General features: G+C 71.1%; 19 protein-coding genes. 8 read left to right on the top strand and 11 right to left on the bottom strand.

Annotated features, from left to right (window positions below):
- The first annotated feature begins 236 nt into the window (after positions 1-236).
- Positions 237-1,487 carry an OprO/OprP family phosphate-selective porin gene (locus ABC766_RS18295; RefSeq protein ID WP_345819183.1) on the top strand — a complete coding sequence of 417 codons (1,251 nt, stop codon included), beginning with the start codon at positions 237-239 and terminating at the stop codon, positions 1,485-1,487.
- Between the two features lie 41 nt (positions 1,488-1,528).
- Here ABC766_RS18295 and ABC766_RS18290 read toward each other — a convergent pair whose 3' ends face one another.
- Entirely contained in the window at positions 1,529-3,001 is a 1,473-nt protein-coding gene (locus tag ABC766_RS18290; protein ID WP_053609613.1) for an EAL domain-containing protein, read from the bottom strand.
- A 285-nt stretch (positions 3,002-3,286) separates the two neighbouring features.
- On the opposite strand from ABC766_RS18290, the gene ABC766_RS18285 reads away from it, so the two are divergent.
- The gene (locus tag ABC766_RS18285) at positions 3,287-4,159 is read left to right on the top strand and encodes a MipA/OmpV family protein (RefSeq protein ID WP_051976115.1); all 873 of its coding nucleotides are present in this window, start codon (positions 3,287-3,289) and stop codon (positions 4,157-4,159) included.
- Between the two features lie 85 nt (positions 4,160-4,244).
- Complete coding sequence (locus tag ABC766_RS18280; RefSeq protein WP_043353346.1) at positions 4,245-4,466, top strand: heavy-metal-associated domain-containing protein; 222 nt, start codon at positions 4,245-4,247, stop codon at positions 4,464-4,466.
- Positions 4,467-4,625: 159 nt separating this feature from the next.
- Here ABC766_RS18280 and ABC766_RS18275 read toward each other — a convergent pair whose 3' ends face one another.
- Positions 4,626-4,775, bottom strand: a complete 150-nt coding sequence (locus tag ABC766_RS18275; protein ID WP_164706362.1) for a hypothetical protein — start codon at positions 4,773-4,775, stop codon at positions 4,626-4,628.
- Between the two features lie 415 nt (positions 4,776-5,190).
- On the opposite strand from ABC766_RS18275, the gene mnmG reads away from it, so the two are divergent.
- From mnmG to ABC766_RS18250, 5 genes are all read left to right on the top strand, one after another.
- Complete coding sequence (gene mnmG / locus ABC766_RS18270) at positions 5,191-7,098, top strand: tRNA uridine-5-carboxymethylaminomethyl(34) synthesis enzyme MnmG (RefSeq protein WP_345819182.1); 1,908 nt, start codon at positions 5,191-5,193, stop codon at positions 7,096-7,098.
- Positions 7,095-7,730: a 16S rRNA (guanine(527)-N(7))-methyltransferase RsmG gene (gene rsmG / locus ABC766_RS18265; protein WP_345819181.1), complete on the top strand. Its 636-nt coding sequence runs from the start codon at positions 7,095-7,097 to the stop codon at positions 7,728-7,730. Before mnmG ends, rsmG begins: the two co-directional genes overlap by 4 nt.
- Positions 7,727-8,584, top strand: a complete 858-nt coding sequence (locus tag ABC766_RS18260) for a ParA family protein (RefSeq protein ID WP_043354859.1) — start codon at positions 7,727-7,729, stop codon at positions 8,582-8,584. The genes rsmG and ABC766_RS18260 overlap by 4 nt, the downstream gene beginning before the upstream one ends.
- A gap of 61 nt (positions 8,585-8,645) precedes the next feature.
- Complete coding sequence (locus ABC766_RS18255; RefSeq protein ID WP_345822795.1) at positions 8,646-9,539, top strand: ParB/RepB/Spo0J family partition protein; 894 nt, start codon at positions 8,646-8,648, stop codon at positions 9,537-9,539.
- A gap of 136 nt (positions 9,540-9,675) precedes the next feature.
- Positions 9,676-10,410, top strand: coding sequence for a class I SAM-dependent methyltransferase (locus ABC766_RS18250; protein ID WP_345819180.1), 735 nt, complete (start codon positions 9,676-9,678; stop codon positions 10,408-10,410).
- Between the two features lie 7 nt (positions 10,411-10,417).
- On the opposite strand, the gene holA is transcribed toward ABC766_RS18250, so the two are convergent.
- The 9 genes from holA to ABC766_RS18205 form a co-directional block, all read right to left on the bottom strand.
- Positions 10,418-11,461: a DNA polymerase III subunit delta gene (gene holA, locus ABC766_RS18245; protein WP_345819179.1), complete on the bottom strand. Its 1,044-nt coding sequence runs from the start codon at positions 11,459-11,461 to the stop codon at positions 10,418-10,420.
- A 6-nt stretch (positions 11,462-11,467) separates the two neighbouring features.
- Entirely contained in the window at positions 11,468-12,013 is a 546-nt protein-coding gene (gene lptE, locus ABC766_RS18240; RefSeq protein WP_342144234.1) for an LPS assembly lipoprotein LptE, read from the bottom strand.
- A 169-nt stretch (positions 12,014-12,182) separates the two neighbouring features.
- The gene (locus tag ABC766_RS18235) at positions 12,183-13,139 is read right to left on the bottom strand and encodes an AEC family transporter (RefSeq protein WP_345819178.1); all 957 of its coding nucleotides are present in this window, start codon (positions 13,137-13,139) and stop codon (positions 12,183-12,185) included.
- 107 nt (positions 13,140-13,246) lie between these two features.
- Positions 13,247-15,481: a TonB-dependent siderophore receptor gene (locus ABC766_RS18230; protein WP_043384067.1), complete on the bottom strand. Its 2,235-nt coding sequence runs from the start codon at positions 15,479-15,481 to the stop codon at positions 13,247-13,249.
- A 130-nt stretch (positions 15,482-15,611) separates the two neighbouring features.
- The gene (locus ABC766_RS18225; protein WP_043346862.1) at positions 15,612-16,490 is read right to left on the bottom strand and encodes an acid phosphatase; all 879 of its coding nucleotides are present in this window, start codon (positions 16,488-16,490) and stop codon (positions 15,612-15,614) included.
- A gap of 159 nt (positions 16,491-16,649) precedes the next feature.
- Positions 16,650-17,504: an alpha/beta fold hydrolase gene (locus ABC766_RS18220; RefSeq protein ID WP_043384071.1), complete on the bottom strand. Its 855-nt coding sequence runs from the start codon at positions 17,502-17,504 to the stop codon at positions 16,650-16,652.
- A gap of 40 nt (positions 17,505-17,544) precedes the next feature.
- Complete coding sequence (gene dapD / locus ABC766_RS18215; RefSeq protein WP_043384148.1) at positions 17,545-18,390, bottom strand: 2,3,4,5-tetrahydropyridine-2,6-dicarboxylate N-succinyltransferase; 846 nt, start codon at positions 18,388-18,390, stop codon at positions 17,545-17,547.
- A 51-nt stretch (positions 18,391-18,441) separates the two neighbouring features.
- Positions 18,442-18,933, bottom strand: coding sequence for a cyclic nucleotide-binding domain-containing protein (locus tag ABC766_RS18210; RefSeq protein ID WP_043384073.1), 492 nt, complete (start codon positions 18,931-18,933; stop codon positions 18,442-18,444).
- A 65-nt stretch (positions 18,934-18,998) separates the two neighbouring features.
- Positions 18,999-19,685 carry a response regulator transcription factor gene (locus ABC766_RS18205; RefSeq protein WP_043346856.1) on the bottom strand — a complete coding sequence of 229 codons (687 nt, stop codon included), beginning with the start codon at positions 19,683-19,685 and terminating at the stop codon, positions 18,999-19,001.
- Positions 19,686-19,773: the final 88 nt, after the last annotated feature.

The raw sequence follows: 19,773 nt of genomic DNA, 5'->3' as shown, positions 1-19,773 counted from the left end.
GCCTGCGGCGCGGGGATCGGGGGAATGCACCCCACAGCCGTCCCGCCGGGTGTTGCCCCCGGCCCCTCGACCGGCCCCTCGACCGCCCCCTCGACCGGGCGCGCGCCGTCGTGGCCGTCTGGCCACGGCCCTCGGACTTTTCGGATTTTGCGGCCTCGGCTCATTGGCTCCGGCCGGCCGACCTGTTCTCTGCTGGGACCGTGAATGGACCGCGCACCGCTCCGGCCGTCCTGGCCATGTCCCTCGCCCTGGCGGTGCCCGCGGGCGCCGGGGAGGACGCGTTCGAGGGGATGGCCGGCCCGTACGGCGAGCGTCTGCGCGTCGATGCCAAGGGGCTGACCCTCACCTTCCCCGCGCCCGATGTGAAGCTCCAGATCGGCGGCCGGCTGCATATCGACGGCGGTGCGGCGGGTTTCAGCCGGCCGGACCTGCCCGAGGCCTTCCCCGACACCGTCGCCGTGCGCCGGGCCTGGATCGAGCCGACGCTCACCATCGGCCGCGACTGGGTGATCGCCTTCCAGTACGATTTCGCCGACCCGATGCTGCCGATCAACGACGCGCTGGTGGCCTGGAAGGGACTGCCGGACACGATCCTGACGCTCGGCAACATGAAGGAGCCCTTCAGCCTGGAATGGCTGCAGAGCAACAACGACACCCTGTTCGTCGAGCGCTCGGTGGCCAATGCCCTCGTGCCGGAGCGTCGCTTCGGCGTCGCGGCCGGGCATCACGGGCAGGCCTGGACCGCGGTGGCCGGCCTGTTCGGCAACGCCGCCAGCAACGGCATCGACGGCGATGGTGTCGCGGTGGCGGCCCGCGCCACCGTCGCGCCGATCATGACCGCCGACGAGACCCTGCATGTCGGCCTCGCCGGGATCGTCCGCAACCGGTCGCGGTCCGACGGAGCCTTCGGCTTCTCGAGCCCCGCCGGAGCCTTCCTGTTCGAGCGCCCCCTGGTGGACACCGGCGATCTCCCCGATGCCGCCAGCGTGTCGCGGCTCGGGGCCGAATTCGCCTATCGCCGCGGTCCGGTCCTGATCCAGGCGGAATACATCTACGCGGCGCTGCAGCCGTTCCGCGGCCCCGGACAATCCGGCTCCGCGCTCGACTTCCAGGGCGGCTATGTCGAGGCGGCGCTCGTGCTCAACGGCGAAGGCCGTGCCTACGCGCTGACGCCGCAGAGCGGCACCACCTACGCGACCTTCAGGGGCGTGGCGGTTCCGGAGGCGCAGCGTGTGTCCCGCGGCGGGATCGGCGTGTTCGAACTGGCCGCGCGCTACAGTGCCATCGACCTGAACGCCCGCGGCTTTCGCGGGGGCATGGAGCAGGACGTGACCCTCGGCCTGAGCTGGTATCCGGAGCCGAATCTGCGGCTGATCGGGAACGTCATTCACGGGCGCGTGCAGCCGGGGGAGGCCCAATCCGCGACCCTGGGCACGGCCCCGTTCTCGGTCGACACGGTGATCGCACGCCTGCAGATCTACTGGTGACGGCGCGTGCCGGGAAAGCCAGCGGCCTCAGCTGACGCCCGTCACACCGCCCGGCGCAGGACCGATCGGAACGGACGCCGTTCGGGCGTCGGTTCCGGGGGCGGTACGGGCTGCTCGACGGGCGGGGCGGCCAGAACCTCCGACCGGACCGGCCGCGGGGCCGCGAAGGCCGTGCCCTGGGCGAACGGCACGTCGAGGTCGATCAGGTCCGGGACGTCGGCCTCGTCGGCGACGCCGGTGGCGATCAGGCGGATGCCGGCCCGGGTCAGGGCCGGTGCGATGTCCTCCACGGCGATGTCGGACAGGCTGCCCCGGTCGGAGCGCGGGCGCAGCAGCATCTCGGCCGGGACCTTGACCTGACCGATGCCGCGGTCCGCGAATTCGGCCGCATCGAAGCGCAGGTCGTCCGGACGGTCGAGGCTGAAGCCGATCCGACCCCGGAGCGGCGCGAGCAGGCCCCGCTGGCCTGCATCGAGACGGCGCCAGCTCGCCTGCGGCAGGGCGATGGTCAGACCCGCCAGGGCCGGATCGTCGGTGGCGGTGCGGGCGAGCTCGCGCAGGAGCCCGGGCTCGAACAGCGACAGCGGCGACAGGCTGTAGGTCAGCAGCGTCTCGCTGCCGCGCCGGGCGAGGTGACGCGCCACGATGGTGGCCCGCTGCAGCATGCGGCGGTCGAGTTCGGTGGTCCGTCCGAAGCGCTCCAGCACGGGCAGGAAGACCTCGGGCTCGGCCGGCGGAACGCCGGGGCCGCCGATCCGGAGCCGGGCCAGCGCCTCGTAGGCCACGACCTTGCGTTGAGGCAGGGTGACAACCGGCTGCAGATGGATCTCCAGACCGTCCCCTTCGAAGGCGCCGATGAGACCGGCCTCGTCGACGGGGGGAGCCGCGGGCCGGGGCGGGATCGGCCGCGGGGGGATCGGCCGTGCCGGGACGGATGGGGCCGGGTTCGGGGCCGGTTGCGGGTCCGGCGGAACCGCCTGCGGCCGGAGCGCCCCGTCCTCGCGCGGGGGGGCGGCCGACACCTGCGGACGCGGCAGGGCCGGGGCCGGGGCGGCGTCCGGAAGGGCCGCGCCGGGCACCGCCTCGGGCTGCGGCCGGAGCGCCTCCGCCGGCCGGGCCTTGAGGGCCGCGATCTCGGCATCCTGCGCGCTCAGCACGGTGGTGAGGTCGCGCACGATGCCGCTGAGCAACCCGAATTCGACCGTCAATTCCTCGATCTGCGCCCGCAACGCCGCCTCGGCGGCTTCGGGGCGCGGCTGAGCCGCGGCGCCGGCCCCCGCCGTCTCGACCTTGAGCAGGCGCCGGGACAGCAGATCGACCTCGCCGGATAGCTTCTCGCAGCGCGCCTTCAGGGTGGCGATACGGGTCAGGGCGAGACCGCCGGCCAGGGCGGCGGCGGCGCCGAGCGTCATGGCACTCCAGAGCGGCAGGAACACCGCGAGTGGCCCGAACACGACGAGCCCGAGAAGGCCGACCGTCAACAGCCCCGCATACCGGCCGAGGACCGGGACCATCGTCTAACCACCTGCCGGGAACGCGCGCCGGTCGCCGGGGGACATCCCGAGCGAACCCCACCGGGCGCGAACCGAATCACTGGATCATTGGCCGGGCGCACCGGGCCCGGCAAGGCTCCGGGAGGAGGATGATGCGCCATCGCCTGTTAATTCCGGGCGGTGTGACGCCGGCGCCCGCTGGAACGTTGCGGAATCATCACGGCGGATCCGATTGCGAGGCGCTCCGGGGAGGGTTGCGCGGCTTGCGAATGCGGAGGGGATGAAAAAGGGTCATAAAGCGTGGCCATGACGTTCGTCCCCCCGCGTACTTCCCGATTTCGCGCCGTTCTCGGCGCCGGCGCGCTCCTCGCGGCCTTCGGCGCGACGGCGCCGCAGGCCGCGGATCTCGGCGCAGATCTTCCGCGCACCACGCCGACCTTCGCGATGATCGATCCCAATACGTGGATCGTCACGCTGAGCGGCTCGATCCAGGCCGTGCCGCGCTATCCCGGCGCCAGCGACTACACGGCCGTCGGCTATCCCTCGATCGATATCCGCCGGGTGGGCGAGCCGCGCCGCTTCTCGACGCCGGATGACGGGTTCAGCCTGTCGCTGTTCGACACCGAGTCGTTCCGGATCGGCCCGACCGCGCGCTTCGTGCCGGGGCGCTATTACGGCGACGACCGGCGGCACCTGTACGGCTTCCGCGACGCCCGCTTCGCGGTGGAGCCGGGCGTGTTCGCGGAATTCTACCCGGTCTCGTTCATCCGGACCCGCGTCGAGGTGCGCCAGGGCCTCTACGGTCATCACGGCACGGTCGGCTCGGTGGCGGCCGACTACCTGATCCCCGCGGAGAAATTCCTGTTCTCCATCGGGCCGCGCCTGAACATCGGCGATGCCAGCTACGCCCGGAAGTATTTCGGCGTCTCCCCGATCGAGGCGGCGCTGAACGGGCGCGTCACCCCCTACGACCCGCGCAGCTTCTACTCGGCGGGCGTGCTCGGCGGCGTGACCTACACGCAGAGCGAGACCTGGGCCTACACGGCCTATGCCGGCTACACCCGCATCCTGGGCGCCTCCGGCAACAGCCCGCTCGTGCGTCGGCCCTTCGGCAATCCCAATCAGTACCAGTTCGGCCTGCGGATCGATTACGCCTTCCGGATGCCTGCGCTGTTCTGAGCCGCACGCACGGCTTGCACCGGTCGCACCCGGGCCCGACATCCCGGCGATACGACGGAAGGCGATACGGCTGATAGAGGCCCGGATGGACGAGACGCGCACCGACCTGCTGATGCGGGTGGAGGGGATGACCTGCGACGGCTGCGCCGCCGCGGTGACCCGCACGGTGAAGCGGATCGATCCCGCGGCCGACGTGCAGGTCGACCGGGACGCCGGGCGGGTGGCGATCCGCACCGGCGCGCAGGCGCTCACCCTCGCCGAGGCCCTGACCAAGGCCGGCTACACCGCGACGGCCATGACGGGCTGACGCCGAGTCGGGTCCCGGAACGCCGGATCCGGGGTGTCGGGCTGCGGCAGCAGATGTCGCGGCGCTCCATCGTCCTGGCCAAGCCCTCATCCTGGCCAAGCAGGCGTCCTGACCGAGCAGGTATCGGGACGATGATGGCCGGCCTCCGAGGAACCCCGCTCAGGAGCGGCTCAGGAACATCCCCGTCAGCAGCAGGGCGAAGCCCGCGAGGCCGAACAGCCCTTCCTTGCGCTGGGTGCGGTCGAGGAAATGGGCGGCGGCGCCGGCCGCGCAGCAGGCGGCCCCCAGACCGATCGTCAGGGACGACATGTCGAATCTCCTCATCCCGCGTCGCCCCGCGACGCGGCGAAACAGCCCTCTCGTGAGCCTGCCGGACGGCGCTGTCCGTTCAGGATGAAGTCACGGCGCAAGACTTGCACGGTCCGGGGTGACTGGCAAGCGACGATAGCCAAGTCCTCACGCATCCTTCACGAGCAATGCTTGAGGTGACGATAGATCTCGGCGCTTCGATCGCACCGAATATCGTATCCATTTCCGGCTTCGACCGGCGACCCCGATGGAGGCCGCGTCTGGCGAAGGACGACGGGGATGCGTTGACCGCCGCGCCCGCCCCCGCTTAGACCTCCCGGAAGAACCGCCGCCCCCGGGCTCCAGTCCGGAGGACAGCGGGTGTGCGTCACCCGCATCCGCGGCGGGATGTCTGCGAAAGGCTGCTCGTCACCCCATGCTCACCACCTCCTCCGCCCGGTTCGACGTCGCGGTCGTCGGCGGCGGCCATGCCGGCGTCGAGGCCGCGGCCGCGGCGGCGCGCTGCGGCGCGCGCACGGCGCTGGTCACCCACGATCCGGCGACGATCGGGGCGATGTCGTGCAACCCGGCCATCGGCGGTCTCGGCAAGGGCCATCTCGTCCGCGAGGTCGACGCCCTGGATGGGCTGATGGGTCGCGTCGCCGACGCGGCGGGCATCCAGTTCCGCCTGCTCAACCGCCGCAAGGGACCGGCGGTGCGCGGCCCCCGGACCCAGGCCGACCGCAAGCTCTACGCCGCCGCCATGCAGGCCGCCGTCGCCGACACCGCGGGGCTCACGGTGATCGCGGGCGCCTGCGAGGATCTGACCTTCGACGCGGATGGCCACCTCTGCGGCCTCGGTCTGGCGGATGGGCGCACCCTGGCCTGCGGCGCGGTGGTGCTGACCACCGGCACCTTCCTGCGCGGGCTGATCCATATCGGCGAGCGGCAGATCCCGGCGGGCCGGGTCGGCGAGGCGCCGGCGATCGGGCTGGCGCAGACCCTCGACCGCCTCGGCCTTCGCCTCGGACGCCTGAAGACCGGCACGCCCCCGCGCCTCGACGGACGGACCATCGATTGGTCGGGCCTGGAGATGCAGGAGGCCGACGCCGAGCCGGTGCCGTTCTCGACGCTCACCGAGCGGATCACGACGCCACAGATCCGCTGCGGCATCACCCGGACGAGCCAGGCCGTCCACGACCTGATCCGCGCCAACCTGCACCGCTCGCCGATGTATTCCGGCGGGATCGCCAGCCGTGGCCCGCGCTACTGTCCGTCGATCGAGGACAAGGTCGTGCGCTTCGGCGACCGGGAAGGGCACCAGATCTTCCTGGAGCCCGAAGGCCTCGACGATCCGACGATCTACCCGAACGGCATCTCCACGGCGCTGCCGGAGGAGGTCCAGCACGATCTCGTCCGCCTGATCCCCGGGCTGGAGCGGGCCGCGATCCTCCGGCCGGGCTACGCCATCGAGTACGATTACGTCGATCCCCGGGAACTCGATGTCGGCCTGCAGGTGAAGCGCCTGCCGGGCCTGTTCCTGGCCGGCCAGATCAACGGCACCACGGGCTACGAGGAGGCGGCCGGCCAGGGGCTGGTGGCCGGCCTCAACGCCGCTCGGCACGCGGGCGGCCGCGGCATCGTGGGCTTCGACCGGGCCGAGTCGTATCTCGGCGTGATGATCGACGACCTCGTGACCCAGGGGGTCAGCGAGCCCTACCGGATGTTCACCTCGCGCTCGGAGTATCGGCTGTCCCTGCGGGTCGACAATGCCGACGCCCGGCTGACGCCGCGGGGAATCGCGCTGGGCTGCGTCGGCGGAGACCGGGCAGCCCATTACGCGGCCGGACAGGCGGCCCTGGACGAAGCCCGCGCCCGCCTCGAAGCCGTGAGCCTGACGCCGAGCCAGGCCGCGTCCCATGGGATCAGCCTGAACCGCGACGGCATCCGCCGCACGGGCTTCCAGCTGCTGGCCTATCCGGAGATCGCGTGGTCCGATCTGGCGGCGGTGTGGCCGGACCTCGCGGATGTCGCCCCGCGGATCGCCGACCGGATGAAGACCGACGCCACCTACGCGGTCTATCTCGATCGTCAGAACGCCGACATCGCGGCCTTCCGCCGGGACGAGGCGGTGCGCCTGCCGCCGGCCCTGGATTACGCGAAGATCAGCGGGCTCTCCAACGAGATGCGGGTGAAGCTCGAGACCGTGCGCCCCGGGACCCTCGGACAGGCGGCGCGGATCGAGGGCGTGACGCCGGCGGCCCTGACCCTGCTGGCCGCGCATGCGCGGCGCGGCGCCCGATCGGTCCCGGTCGCGGCCCCCGTGGACCCGCTTTCGGCATGAGCGATCCGGATCGCGCCCGCGTCCTCGCGGCTGCCGGTGTTTCACGTGAAACAGCCCAGCGGCTCGACCTCTACGTGGCCCAGCTGCGGCGCTGGCAGCCCATCAAGAACCTCGTCGGCCCGGCGACGCTGACGGAGGTCTGGAGCCGCCATATCGACGACGCACTCCAGCTGCTCGACCTGGCACCGGAGGCTCGCACGTGGCTCGATCTCGGCTCCGGCGCGGGCATCCCCGGCCTGATCCTGGCCATCGCCGGCCAGGAGCGCGGCATCCGGGTGGACCTCGTGGAGAGCAACGCGCGCAAATGCGCCTTCCTCACCGAGACCGCACGGCTCACCGGAGCCCCGGCCCGGGTGCGCAACGCCCGGATCGAGGCGGTGATCGGCGACTACATCGGCACCGACGTGGTCTGCGCCCGCGCCCTCGCGCCGATGACGCAGCTCCTCGCCTGGACCGAGCCTCTGTTGAAAACGGGCACCACCGGACTGTTTCCGAAGGGCCGGGACGTACAAGCCGAATTGACCCAGGCCGGCGCGCAGTGGACAGTCGTTAACGACCTCGTGCCGAGCCGGACCGATTCCGATGCCCGGATCGTGCGCGTCACTGCCCTCGCCGCCCCGAGCCACCGATGAGCGAAGCGATCCTCGGCGATTCCGCCGACCGGTCCATGGATTCATCCATGCGACGCCCTCTGCGCGTTCTGGCGCTCGCCAACCAGAAGGGCGGCGTCGGCAAGACCACGACGGCGATCAACCTCGGCACCGCCCTGGCGGCGATCGGCGAGGATGTGCTGGTGATCGATCTCGATCCGCAGGGCAACGCCTCCACGGGCCTCGGGATCGACCGCGCCAAGCGCAGGGTCTCGACCTACGAGGTCATGGCCGGCGAAGCCTCCCTGGCGCAGGCCGTGGTCCCCACGGCGGTGCCGCGGCTGTCCCTGGCGCCCTCGACCATGGACCTCCTCGGCCTGGAGCTGGAACTGGCCACCCTCCCCGACCGGGCGCACCGGCTGCGCAGCGTCCTGAAGAGCCTGACCCAGGCGCCGAGCCTCAGCCGGATCAGCTACGTGCTGATCGACTGCCCGCCCTCGCTCAACCTGCTGACCATCAATGCCCTGGCGGCGGCCGACGCGGTGCTGGTGCCGCTGCAATGCGAGTTCTTCGCCCTGGAAGGCCTCAGCCAGCTGCTGCGCACCGTCGAGCAGGTCCGCGGCGCCCTGAACCCGAAGCTGACGATCCAGGGCATCGTGCTGACGATGTTCGACCCGCGCAACAACCTCTCCGCCCAGGTGGTGGCAGATGTGCGCGGGTTCATGGGCGACAAGGTCTACGAGACCGTGATCCCGCGCAACGTCCGGATCTCCGAGGCGCCCTCGCACGGCAAGCCGGCGCTGCTGTACGACCTGAAATGCGCCGGCAGCCAAGCCTACCTGCGCCTCGCCTCGGAGGTGATCCAGCGCGAGGGCCGGGTTCCGGCCGCGGCCTGATTGATTTGAGCCCCCTCCGGTTCGAAGAGGGGGAGTGTGGAGCGTGACACGGGTGGCGATCATGGCGGAGGAGGGGGCGAAGCCTCGACTGGGGCGCGGGCTCGCGGCGCTGATCGGCGATTTCAACGAGGCGGGCCGTGGGTCGGCCAAGGCCGAGGAGCAGCGCAAGGTTCCGATCGAGTTCCTGCGTGCCAACCCGCGCAACCCGCGCCGGAGCTTCGCCGAGACGGAGCTGTCGGAGCTCGCGGTCTCGATCGGCCAGCGGGGCATCATCCAGCCGATCGTTGTGCGGCCGATCGGCGACGTGCCCGGCACCTTCGAGATCGTGGCCGGCGAGCGGCGCTGGCGGGCGGCCCAACGCGCCGGCCTCGACGAGGTGCCGGTGGTGGTGGTCGAGATCGACGACCGGGGCTCCCTGGAATTCGCCATCCTGGAGAACGTCCAGCGCACCGACCTCAACGCGATCGAGGAGGCGTCCGGCTACGAGCGCCTGATGAAGGATTTCTCGTACACGCAGAAGGAGCTGGCCGAGATCCTCGGCAAGAGCCGCAGCCATCTGGCCAACACGCTCCGGCTGCTCAACCTGCCGCTCTCCGTGCAGGAGCGGGTCTCCGCCGGCGAGCTGACCGCCGGTCATGCCCGCGCCCTGCTGGCCGTGCGCGATCCCGAGGTGACGGCGCGCCGCGTCGTGGCCGAGGGTCTGTCGGTCCGGGACGTGGAGGCCATCGCCTCCGCGGAGGCCGCACCGGCCGAGGCACCCCGTCCCGGGCGCCCACGCCTCTCGGCCGAGCGCCCCGCGCCGGTGCGCGATCTGGAGTTGCGGATCCACCGGGCGCTCGGCGTCCCGGTCTCCTACAAGCCGAAGGACGCCGATTCGGGCGAGATCCGCATCCGCTACGAGACGAAGGACGAGCTTCAGGCCCTGCTCAACCGGTTCAAGGTCTCGGACGCCTGATCGGGCCCCCTGCCCCGCCGGTGGCGCTCGCAGGCGGGAGCGCGTGCCGTATCGGTGGCCGGAGCGGGTGTGCCGCCCGGCCCAGAGTTGGGACATGCGGGCCGGTCCGCAGTCCGGATGACCGGGGAGCCGGACCTTGGCAGACGGTACCAGCGCGGCGGCTCGGAAATTCGACGCCGAGCGGGCCGGCGAATACGCGCAGCAGAGCCGGATCGCCCTGGCCGGCTACGAGGCCTGCCATGAGCTCGCCGCCTGCATGCTTGCCGCCGTCCTGGGCAGCGGCACGCCTGCGCGGCTGCTGATCGTCGGCGCGGGCGGGGGCGGCCCGGAGATCGTCACTGCGGCGGCCCTCGAGCCCGGCTGGCGCTTCACCGCCGTCGACCCGTCCAGCGCCATGATGGATCTCACGATCGCGCGGCTGGAGCAGGACGGTCTCCACGACCGGACCGAGATCGTCCTCGGAACGGTGGATGCCATCCCCCAAGACGCGGTCTACGACGCCGCAACCCTGATCGGCGTGCTGCACCATCTGCCGGGCGACGCGGAGAAGCGGGCGATCCTGCGGGCCATTGCCGGGCGCCTGAAGCCGGGCGCGCCTCTGGTGCTCGCCGGCAACCATTACGCGTATGCAAGTCAGCCCCTGCTGCTTGCGGCCTGGGGCGAACGCTGGCGCCAGCACGGCGCCAGCGCCGACGCGATCGAGGCCCGACGCGGGAAGATCCTGCAGGGGGCCGATCCGCCCCATTCCGAGGCGGCCGTCGCGGCCCTGCTGGATGCCGCCGGCTTCGCGCCTCCGACCCGCTTCTTTTCCAGCCTGTTCTGGGGCGCGTGGCTCGCGCTGCGCCGTGCCGGAAGCGCCGACGGCGCCTGAGCCCGGACTAGCGCCGCCGCCGCGCCCCCGCCTCCGCGACCCGCAGGAGGGCCGCCGAGGCCAGGGCGTGGGCCAGGTCGGGCTCCGCCCGCCGGCAGGCCAGGACCGCCGCCTGCAGGGCCGCGACGGCCTGCCGGAGGGTGCCGGGCGGCCAGGCGCCGAGCTGGCCCTCGATGCTGGCCTTGCGCTTGAAATGCAGGCCGCGCCACGTCGCGACCATCATGGCGGGCGTCTTGTCGGGATTGTCGAGGCGGGTGGTGAGCAGCGTCAGGGCGTGCCGCAGCGCCGAGCCCAGCACCACGCCGGGGTCGAGGCCCTCGTGCCGGAAGCGGCGGTAATCGCGCTCCACCGCGTCGCGGCGGCCGTCGAAGGCGGCATCGATCAGGGTGTTGAGCACGCTCGCCGCGACGTCGCTGGTGATCGCCTCCACGTGGTCGAGGGTCACGGTCTTGTCCCCTCCCCCCTCGCCCCCGGCGTAGAGGGCGAGCTTCTCGATCTCCATCAGGCTCGCCCGGCGGTCGCCGCCGAGGCTGCGGGCCAGAACCTCCCGGGCGGCCCGATCGATGCGCAGGCCACGCTCCTGAAGGGTGCGCTCGATCAGGTCCGAGAGGGTCCGCTCGTCGTCGGCGTAGCAGGGGATCGCCAGCGCCTTCGGAGAGCGCTCGCACAGGGTGCGGAGCGGGTTGTTCTTGGCGAGATCGCCGGCCTCGACGACGATGCGGGCGTCGGCGACCGTCGCGCCGAGCACCGCCTCGACGGCGGGGGCGTAATTGCGGGTGCCCGGGCGGACCCAGATCGACCGGCGGCCGCCGAACAGGCCCATCGTCCCGGCCTCGTCGCACAGCCGGCCCGGATCGACCGCCAGGGCGTCGCCGTCGATCCGAACCAGCGCGAAGGGATCGGCCGGGTCGTCGACGAAATCCTCGGCGAGCTTCCGGGCCCGCTCGGTGACCAGCCCGGTATCCGGCCCGTAGACGAGGATGACGGGGATGCGCGGATCGGGTCCGCGCCGGATCAGCCCCTCGATCTCACCCGCCTTGACCGCCGTCACGTCGGATTACGGCTTCGTCGAGAGCACGGCGGCGAGGCGGCTCTTGATCTGATCGGACAGCACGCTCGCCAGCCGGATCTCGGCGTCCCGCGCCGCCCGCTGGCTGGCGAAGCGCTGGACCGAGCGATCGTAGGTCGCGGTCGAGGTGGCCACGCCCTCGGTATAGACCTTGGCGCCGCTCATATCCTCGAGGCTGTACTTGATGTTGGCCACCAGGGTGCCGGCCTCGGCGCGGCCGGTGGTGGAGGAGACGATCGGGGTCTGCACGATCTCGGAGCCCGAGAGCTTCAGCCGGTAGCGCTTGGTCGCCGGATGACCGGACCCGTCGAGATCGAAGACCAGTTCGCTGCGCAGGTAATGGCCGAGGCGCTCCTGCCCCTGGGCCATCGCCACGTCGTCGACTTGGACCGAGGCGAGCAGCGCCTGGACGGACTCGCCCGACGCGGTCGGCCCGTAGAGCGGCCGAAAGCAGGCTGAGAGGCTCAGCGCCAGGCCGGTCGCGCAGGCGAGGCGGGCGATCCGCCCCGCGATGGAAACTCCCGAACCCACCATCCGCCGTCGTTCCGCCCCCGCTTGTCGGATCGTTCTAGCGCGGACACGGCATGCCGCGCCACGACGCTAGGGGGCAAACGTTACGATTCCTCTGCGGCAAGAGCGTGATCGTCCGGTTTCCGAATGTCATGCCGCGGCGGGAGGGAAATCCGATGACCGGCCGCAAATCCTAGGCGATCGCCGACAGGTAGGCCGAGACCGTGACGATCGCCAGCACCGTCGAGACCAGCACCACGGTGGCGGTCAGGTCGGCCTCGCGCCGGTAGAACTCCGCCAGCATGAACGGTCCGGTGCCGGTGGGGAGGGCAGCCATGAGCACCGCGGTGTGCAGCAGGAGCGGGGGCAGGTCGAACAGGTAGCGGCCGAGGCCGTAGGCCAGCAGCGGATGAAGGGCGAGCTTGAGGCCGACGAGGAGCGCGGCGGTCCGCCCCTGCCCGCCGCCGGCGTGACGGGTCTGGGCCAGGAACAGGCCGAGCGCCACCAGGGCGCAGGGCGCGGCCGCGCCGCCGAGGAGCTTCAGGAAGGTCTCCGCGGATTCCGGCACGGTCAGTCCGGCACTCGGCACCAGGGCGCCCAGCGCCGGCGCCACCAGAAGCGGGTTGCGCATGAGCGAGCGGCCGACCGACCGCCAGACGGGCATGCGGGGCCCGCTCCGGCCCGACGCGGCCGCCTCGCGCCGCAGCCCGGTCTCGATCAGCACGATGGCCACCGCAAACACGCCGCAGACCGTCAGGATCGCCGCCACCGTGGTGGGGGCGAGCGCCTCGGGTCCGAAGGCGACCAGCGCCAGGGGGAACCCCATGAAGCCGGTATTGGCGTAGCCGGCGTTGAGCCCGTCCACCGCGGCATCGGCCAGCGGCCGCCCCTCGCCGCGCCGGATCAGCACGGTGAGGGCGAAGACCGCGAGGCTGCTGAGACCGAAGGCGCCGATGAAGCCGGGCTTCCAGATGGCGCTCCAATGGGCGTGTGCGGTGACGTCGAACAGGAGGGCCGGCAGGGCCAGGAAGACCACGAACCGGTTGAGTTCGGTGGTGGCGGCGGCGCCGAGCACGCCGATCCGGCGGGTTAGCCAGCCGGCGAAGATCAGCGCGAAGATCGGCAGCACGACCAGCACGGTCGAGAGCATGGCGGGTCCGGGTCGGAGGACGATGCTCCGGCCTTAGGACGGTTTGCGGGGCCATCTCCAGTGCCGGGGGCGGGGACCTGCCATGCCGCGGCCCCCGCTCACAGGACCTACCAGCGGTAGATCAGGCTGCCGATGACCGTCGCGGGCGCGCCGCGATAGCAGTTCCCGAACGCGCAGGTGTTATAGGTCCGGTCAAAGATATTGTAGGCGTTAACCTGCGCGCGCAGCCCCTGATACTTCGGATCGATCGCCGCGAAATCGTAGGCCACCAGAGCGTCGTAGAGCGTTACAGTCGGGTTCCGCACCGTATTGTCGTCGTCAGCGAAGCTCGTGCCGATGTAGCGGATGCCACCGCCCACCGTCAGCCCGCGCAACGGCGAATATGTCGGGAACGCGTAGGTCAGGAACGACGTGTAGGTGTCGCTAGGGATGCCAGAGACGCGGTTTCCATCCTGCGTGGCGCCCGTAAACGAGGTCTGGCTCAGGAAGCGGAAATCCAGGTGCGTGTAGGCAATCGTCAGGTTCGTGCCCGGAGCGAGGTTGGCCGTGGCCTCAGCCTCGAAGCCGCGGGACCGCACGGAGCCGGTGGCCGCCTGGAAGGCGAGGTTGGTCGGGTCAGTCCGCAGGATGCTCGACTGCACGATGTCGAATCCCGCGAAAGCGGTCTGAATGTTGGTCCCGGGGATCAGGTACTTTACACCCGCCTCGATCTGGTCACCCGTCGCCGGCTTGAAAGCTTGGCCGCGCACATCCGTGCCCACCTGCGGCGTGAAGGTCGTGGCATAGCTGGCATAGGGCACGAGGCCGGGCGCCAGAAGATAGTTCAGGCCGACGCGGCCGGTGAAGGCGGTGTTGTCCTGGCTCGTCACCGCGCTGACGGGTGAGGTCCGGTTATCCTGGAAGACCCAGTCATGACGGCCGTTCAGCGTCAAGACGAAGTCGCCGAACTTGGCCTGATCCTGCAGGTAGACGCCGATCTGGTCCTGGGCTTGGCGCGTCGGGCTCGCGAGGACGGGTGTCGGGATGAATTGTTGGCCGTAATTCTGGGTGATTAGGTTGAGAGACGGCGCAGAACCGGCGCCGAACCGGTTGCTCAGGCCATAATGGGCATAATCCACACCGGCCACGAGGGTATGGGAGATCGGGCCCGTGGTGACGTGCGCCTCGAGCTGGTTATCCAGAGTCTGCTGGACCAGTCCCTCGCGGATGTAGCCGGTCGATCGGGTACCGATGGTGCGTGCCTCGTTGATCGAATCGATTCCGGTGTATTTCGCGCTCAGGAAGACCCCGTAGTGCCGAAAGTTCTGACGGAAGATCAGGTCGTCCGAAAAGCGATGCTCGAAAGCGTAGCCGACACGGTATTGCGTCTGATCGAGCCCGGCAAAGCGGGGGTCGCCGCTGTAATACTTGGTAACGCGGAATCCGGGATCATTGTAGTAGAACACCGTCGCCGGCGTATTCCGGACCTGAAATTCGCTCAGAAACGTGAAGGTCGTATCGGCCGAGGGCTTCCACGTGAAAGCAGGGGCGATGTTGAGCTGGTCGTCGTTCGTGCCGCGGCCGATGAAGGTCCCCGCCTCCCGACGCACACCCGTCAGCCGGTAAGCCATGGTGCCGCCGGTGCCCTCGATCGGCCCGCCGAGATCGAAATTGCCCTGGAAGCGATCAAAGCTCCCCGACTGGAACCAGACTTCGCCGAACGGCGCGAAGACCGGCCGCTTCGACGTGGCGTCGAGGATGCCACCCGGTGAGCCGAGACCGTACAGGCCGGAGGCCGGTCCGCGCAGAACGGTGACGGATTCCAAGCCATAGGGCTCGATGCGCGGGAAGATGAAGCCGCTCCCGATCTGACGCAGGCCGTCGCGATAGGTGCCCTGGTTGGAGAGCACATCGAAGCCGCGGATGAAGATCTGATCGAAGCGCGGGTCGAAGCCGGACACGTTGATGGTCGCGCCTGGAACGTAGGCGAGCGCGTCGCTGAAGCTCTGCACGTTGCGGTCGTTGAGCTGCTCGCGGGTGACCACGGAGACCGATTGCGGGGTCTCGATCAGGGGCGTGTTGGTCTTCGTGGCGGTCGGGCTCACCCGCGCCACGTAGCCGGTGATGCCGGAGGGCCCGCCGCCGCCGCCGCTGGTGGCGGCGCTGCCGCCGTCACCGCCGCTGACATTGCCGCCGCCGCCGCCGGATCCCGTCGGAGCCGCCACGGCCGGCCGGGCGGCCTCCACGGAGATCTCGTTAAGCTGCACGGCGGTCTCCTGCGCGGCAGCCGCCGGGGCGAGGGCAATCGTGGTCAGCGCCGTGGTGGCGAGCAGCAGGCCGGACTGGGCGATACGGAATGACATCGGAGACCCCGAAACGCGCCCTTACGCGGCGCCTGGGGTCCACGTACCATCGTTCACGGGTCCTTGAGCAAGCCGATAACGTGTTGTAAATCACACACTTAGAAGACTTCAAATCTGGAACGGTTCGAGCCTAGAACTCGAGCGGCGGCTCCCGCAGGGCGTCGGCCTCCCGGGTACAGGCGGCCTGATCCGGCACCGTCCCGGCGCCCGCCATGGCGCTCCGGAGCTCGGCCCGGGCCCGGTCGAGGTCCGCCCGGAAGGTTGCATCCCCCATCAGGGCGGCGAAGACCGCGGTGCCGGTGAGGCGTCCCGCCGCCACGTCGCTGAGCCAGTGCACGCCGCAGACGATCCGGCTCTCGCCATAGGCCCGGCCGCGGGTCAGGATCGGCGTCGCCTTCTCGGGAACCAGGGATGCGAGGATCAGCGCGTAGGCCCACCCCTGGGTGGCGTGCCCGGAGGGATAACTGAAGCTGTCGGCCAGGGCCTGGCTGCGCTGCACGCAGATCGGCGCCTCGTTGCCCACGAACGGGCGCAGGCGGCGGTAATGGACCTTGGGGCCCCGCGTCGCCCGGGCGAGGTCGAGGCGGGCGCGCTCCAAGAGGTTAATCACCGCCGGCACACGCGCCTGATCGATCCGGGTGCCGAGGACGCAGGCGAAATTCTCCAGCACCGCCGCCGCGCCCTCCGCGACGTCGTTGGCGGCCAGGTCCCAACGGGCCGTTCCCTTGAGGACACGGGTGCTGTTGAAGGCCGCCCGGTCGGCCTTGTCGAGGGGCGCGTCGTGGGCCGGCGGGGCCGGCAGGATCTGGACGGCGTCCGGCACCGCCGCGTCCGCCAGGTAGGGCTTCACGGCCGGCTTGCCGGGCTTCAGCGTCTCGGCGCCCAGGGACGGGGCCGCAGGGGTCATCGCCGGGGGGTGGTGGGGCGCATCCTCAGCCCGGGCCGCGACGGCCAGGAGGAGGGCGAGGGCGGCCGGGGCGAGGAGGGGCAGGGACGGCGTGCGCAGCATCGGATCCGGGGCTCTATCGGATGGAATCTGCGGGGCGCGCCCGCTGCCGGACGAACGGCTCAGCCGGCCCATCCAGTCCCTGCACAGGCGCCCTCTTCTGTCCAGGGTGACGGTGCCGATCCGCGCCGACTGTCACGCGTGATCGCGCCCCCGCCGCAATCACGCCGCCCGGATCGCGGCGGCCACGGCGCCCGGATGCTCCTCGTGCGGGCTCAGGGCGCCGGGGATCGCCGCGCCGGTCACGCGGCCGCCGGCGATGAGGGCGTCCATCTCGGCGCCCGAGCGCCGGGGTGCGCCCTCGGGCCGCAGCACCAGGGTCGGCGGCAGGCCGTCGCCGAACAGGGCCAGGAAGGCGTCGCGGCTGCCCACCGGATCGAGGCCTCCGGTGACGAAGGCGGCGGTGCCGAAGCGGCCGTTGCGCTGGCGGGTGATGGCGTGCTTGTCGCGGATCAGAGCCGGGGTCACCCGGGCGGCGTCGGCATAGACATGGGCGCGCATCATCCGGCCGATGATCGGTGGGCTGATGTTGATGCGGTAGAGCGCCTCGCCGAGGAGCGGCGCCTCCACGGCGCGGCGGATGCGCGGGAACCAGTGCGCCCGTCCCGGCATCGCGGTGGGCAGCGGCCCCCGCCAGGTCGGCGCCACCAGGACCAGGCGCGCGAAGGCCTGCGGATGGCGCCGCGCCGCCGCCACGAGGTAGCCGGCGGCATGGCCGGCCGCGACGCCGAGCGCGTACGGGCCGGGGGCAGCGGCGAGCAGGGCGTCGAGGAAGGCGTGGAAGGTCGCGGGGGCGAGGGGCACCCGCGTCCGCGGCCTCGCGCCGAAACCGGGCCAGTCGGGCACGAGGCAGCGATACGCGGTTCCCAGGTCGCGGGCGAGGTCCCGCATCTCGGCGCGCGCCGAGATGGTCGACAGGGCCGGGAGCAGGAGGGCGTCCGGCCCCGCTCCGAACACGTCGCAGGGGGTCGGCACCGGCCGGCCCGCCACCGTGAGGTTCAGCTCCAGCGTCTCCATCGCGCTCCCGCCAAGCACGCTCCCGCCCAGTCTCAGGACATCAGGTGCGCAGCAGCTCGTTGATGGCGGTCTTCGACCGGGTGCCGGCATCGACGCGCTTGACGATCACCGCGCAGTAGAGGCCCGGGCCGGGCGATCCGTCCGGGAGCGCCTTGCCGGGCATCGTGCCCGAGACGACCACGGAGTAGGGCGGCACGCGGCCGTACATCACCTCGCCGGTGGTCCGATCGACGATCTTGGTGGAGGCGCCGATATAGACGCCCATGGACAGAACGCTGCCCTGGCCGACGATGACGCCCTCCGCCACCTCGGCGCGGGCGCCGATGAAACAATCGTCCTCGATGATCACCGGGTTGGCCTGGAGCGGCTCCAGCACGCCCGCGATGCCGGCGCCGCCGGAGATGTGGCAGTTCTTCCCCACCTGCGCGCAGGAGCCGATCGTCACCCAGGTGTCGACCATCGTGCCCTCCCCCACATGGGCGCCGAGATTGACGAAGCTCGGCATCAGCACGGCACCGGGGGCGATGTAGGAGCCCCGGCGGACGAAGCAGCCCGGCACGGCGCGCAGGCCCGCGGCGCGGAACTCGGCCTCGCCCCAGCCGGCGAATTTCGACGCGACCTTGTCCCACCAGGGCGCGCCGCCGGGGCCGCCCTCGATCGTCGCCATGTCGTTGAGGCGGAAGGAGAGCAGCACCGCCTTCTTCAGCCACTGGTTGACCACCCAGTCGTGGTTCCCGCTCTTCTCGGCGACCCGTGCCTTGCCCGAATCGAGCAGTTCCAGGGCCGTCTCGACCGCCTCGCGCACCGCCCCCTGGGTGGCGGTCGAGATGTTGGCGCGGTCTTCCCAGGCGGCTTCGATGGTCTGGGCGAGATCGGAATGGGGCAGGCCGGCCTGGGACATGGAACGGGTCAGAACTCTTGCGGCGGGAGCCCGTGCTTACAAGCGGCCATCGGAGCTGTCACCTGAGGAGATGCCGTCGATGACCTCGAGGAGCCCGCGCACCTGATCGAGATCGGTCACCAGCCCGGCGAGGTCGTCCGCCAGGGTGTCGTGGACGGCCTGCGCGGCCGCGGGGAATTCCTCCAGCACCCGGCGCATCAGCATCGGCGTGATGCGCATCACCGCGGCGCTCCCCTCGGCCCGGGCTTCGGTCGGGCGGGTCCCGCGTACGAACAGGGCGAGCTGGCCGATCAAGGCGGAGCGCCCGGCCCGCACCGGCTCGGCCCCCGGGGACCGGGGTGCCAGCCGGATCGTCCCGGCCATCACCACGAAGCCGCCATCGGCCGGATCGCCGCGGGAAAACAGCAGGTCGCCGTCCGCGAGGTCGCGGCGCTCCGCCGCGAAGGTCAGCAGGCGCAGGGCATCCCGGTCGAGGAAGCCGAACAGCGGTGCGGCCGCGAGGATCGCGATGTCGTCGTCGAGCCCCAAGAACGCCTCACCACCCTGCGCATACGCGAACCTGCCGGATCGCCTACACGTAAAGCTTCAATTCGTCAGGGCAGCAACTTGTATCCGCCCCCCTCGGTCACGAGGATCGCGGCGGTGGCGGGGTTCGGCTCGATCTTCTGGCGCAGCCGGTAGATATGCGTCTCGAGCGTGTGCGTGGTCACCTGGGCGTTGTAGCCCCAGACCTCGGCGAGGAGGGTGTCGCGGTTCACCACGGCCCGGCCCGCCCGGTAGAGGAAGCGCAGGATCGCGGTCTCCTTCTCGGTGAGCTTCAGCTTCGAGCCGCGCTCGCCGACGAGGAGCTTGGCTCCCGGCCGGAACGTGTAGGGGCCGATCTGGAACACCGCGTCCTCGGAGGCCTCGTGGCTGCGCAGGTGGGCGCGGATCCGGGCCAGCAGGATGCCGAACTTGAACGGCTTGGTGACGTAGTCGTTGGCGCCGGCCTCCAGCCCCTCGACATGGTCCGCCTCGGAATCCTGGGCGGTCAGCATGATCACCGGGCCGCGGAAGCCGCCGGCCCGCATCCGGCGCACGGCCTCGCGCCCGTCGAGGTCGGGCAGGCCGACATCCATCACGGCGAGGTCGATGCGCTCGGCGGCGACCCGTCGGATCGCGTCCGTGGCGTTGGCTTCGGTGAAGACCGTGAACTCGTCGCAGAGATCGAGCTGCTCGGTGAGGGTATCGCGCAGGATCGCGTCGTCGTCGCAGATCAGCAGGCGGTAGGCATTCGGCATCGTCCGGGGCCCCAGAGCAGGCTGCGGGAGAGGCGGGGGCCGCCTGCCGGGTGCAGCATGCGATGACGTCAGGATCTCGGCAGGATCG

Origin of the sequence: Methylobacterium fujisawaense (assembly GCF_039619325.1) — a bacterium.
Classification (GTDB): domain Bacteria; phylum Pseudomonadota; class Alphaproteobacteria; order Rhizobiales; family Beijerinckiaceae; genus Methylobacterium; species Methylobacterium fujisawaense.
Note: the sequence above shows the minus strand (reverse complement) of the source record. Positions and strands in the feature narration are given on the sequence as shown.

Coding starts and splice junctions, on each gene's coding strand:
- ABC766_RS18295 (WP_345819183.1), top strand. CDS start 237: ATGTCCCTCGCCCTGGCGGTGCCCGCGGGCGCCGGGGAGGACGCGTTC.
- ABC766_RS18290 (WP_053609613.1), bottom strand. CDS start 3,001: ATGGTCCCGGTCCTCGGCCGGTATGCGGGGCTGTTGACGGTCGGCCTT.
- ABC766_RS18285 (WP_051976115.1), top strand. CDS start 3,287: ATGACGTTCGTCCCCCCGCGTACTTCCCGATTTCGCGCCGTTCTCGGC.
- ABC766_RS18280 (WP_043353346.1), top strand. CDS start 4,245: ATGGACGAGACGCGCACCGACCTGCTGATGCGGGTGGAGGGGATGACC.
- ABC766_RS18275 (WP_164706362.1), bottom strand. CDS start 4,775: ATGTCGTCCCTGACGATCGGTCTGGGGGCCGCCTGCTGCGCGGCCGGC.
- mnmG (WP_345819182.1), top strand. CDS start 5,191: ATGCTCACCACCTCCTCCGCCCGGTTCGACGTCGCGGTCGTCGGCGGC.
- rsmG (WP_345819181.1), top strand. CDS start 7,095: ATGAGCGATCCGGATCGCGCCCGCGTCCTCGCGGCTGCCGGTGTTTCA.
- ABC766_RS18260 (WP_043354859.1), top strand. CDS start 7,727: ATGAGCGAAGCGATCCTCGGCGATTCCGCCGACCGGTCCATGGATTCA.
- ABC766_RS18255 (WP_345822795.1), top strand. CDS start 8,646: ATGGCGGAGGAGGGGGCGAAGCCTCGACTGGGGCGCGGGCTCGCGGCG.
- lptE (WP_342144234.1), bottom strand. CDS start 12,013: ATGGTGGGTTCGGGAGTTTCCATCGCGGGGCGGATCGCCCGCCTCGCC.
- ABC766_RS18235 (WP_345819178.1), bottom strand. CDS start 13,139: ATGCTCTCGACCGTGCTGGTCGTGCTGCCGATCTTCGCGCTGATCTTC.
- ABC766_RS18230 (WP_043384067.1), bottom strand. CDS start 15,481: ATGTCATTCCGTATCGCCCAGTCCGGCCTGCTGCTCGCCACCACGGCG.
- ABC766_RS18225 (WP_043346862.1), bottom strand. CDS start 16,490: ATGCTGCGCACGCCGTCCCTGCCCCTCCTCGCCCCGGCCGCCCTCGCC.
- ABC766_RS18220 (WP_043384071.1), bottom strand. CDS start 17,504: ATGGAGACGCTGGAGCTGAACCTCACGGTGGCGGGCCGGCCGGTGCCG.
- ABC766_RS18205 (WP_043346856.1), bottom strand. CDS start 19,685: ATGCCGAATGCCTACCGCCTGCTGATCTGCGACGACGACGCGATCCTG.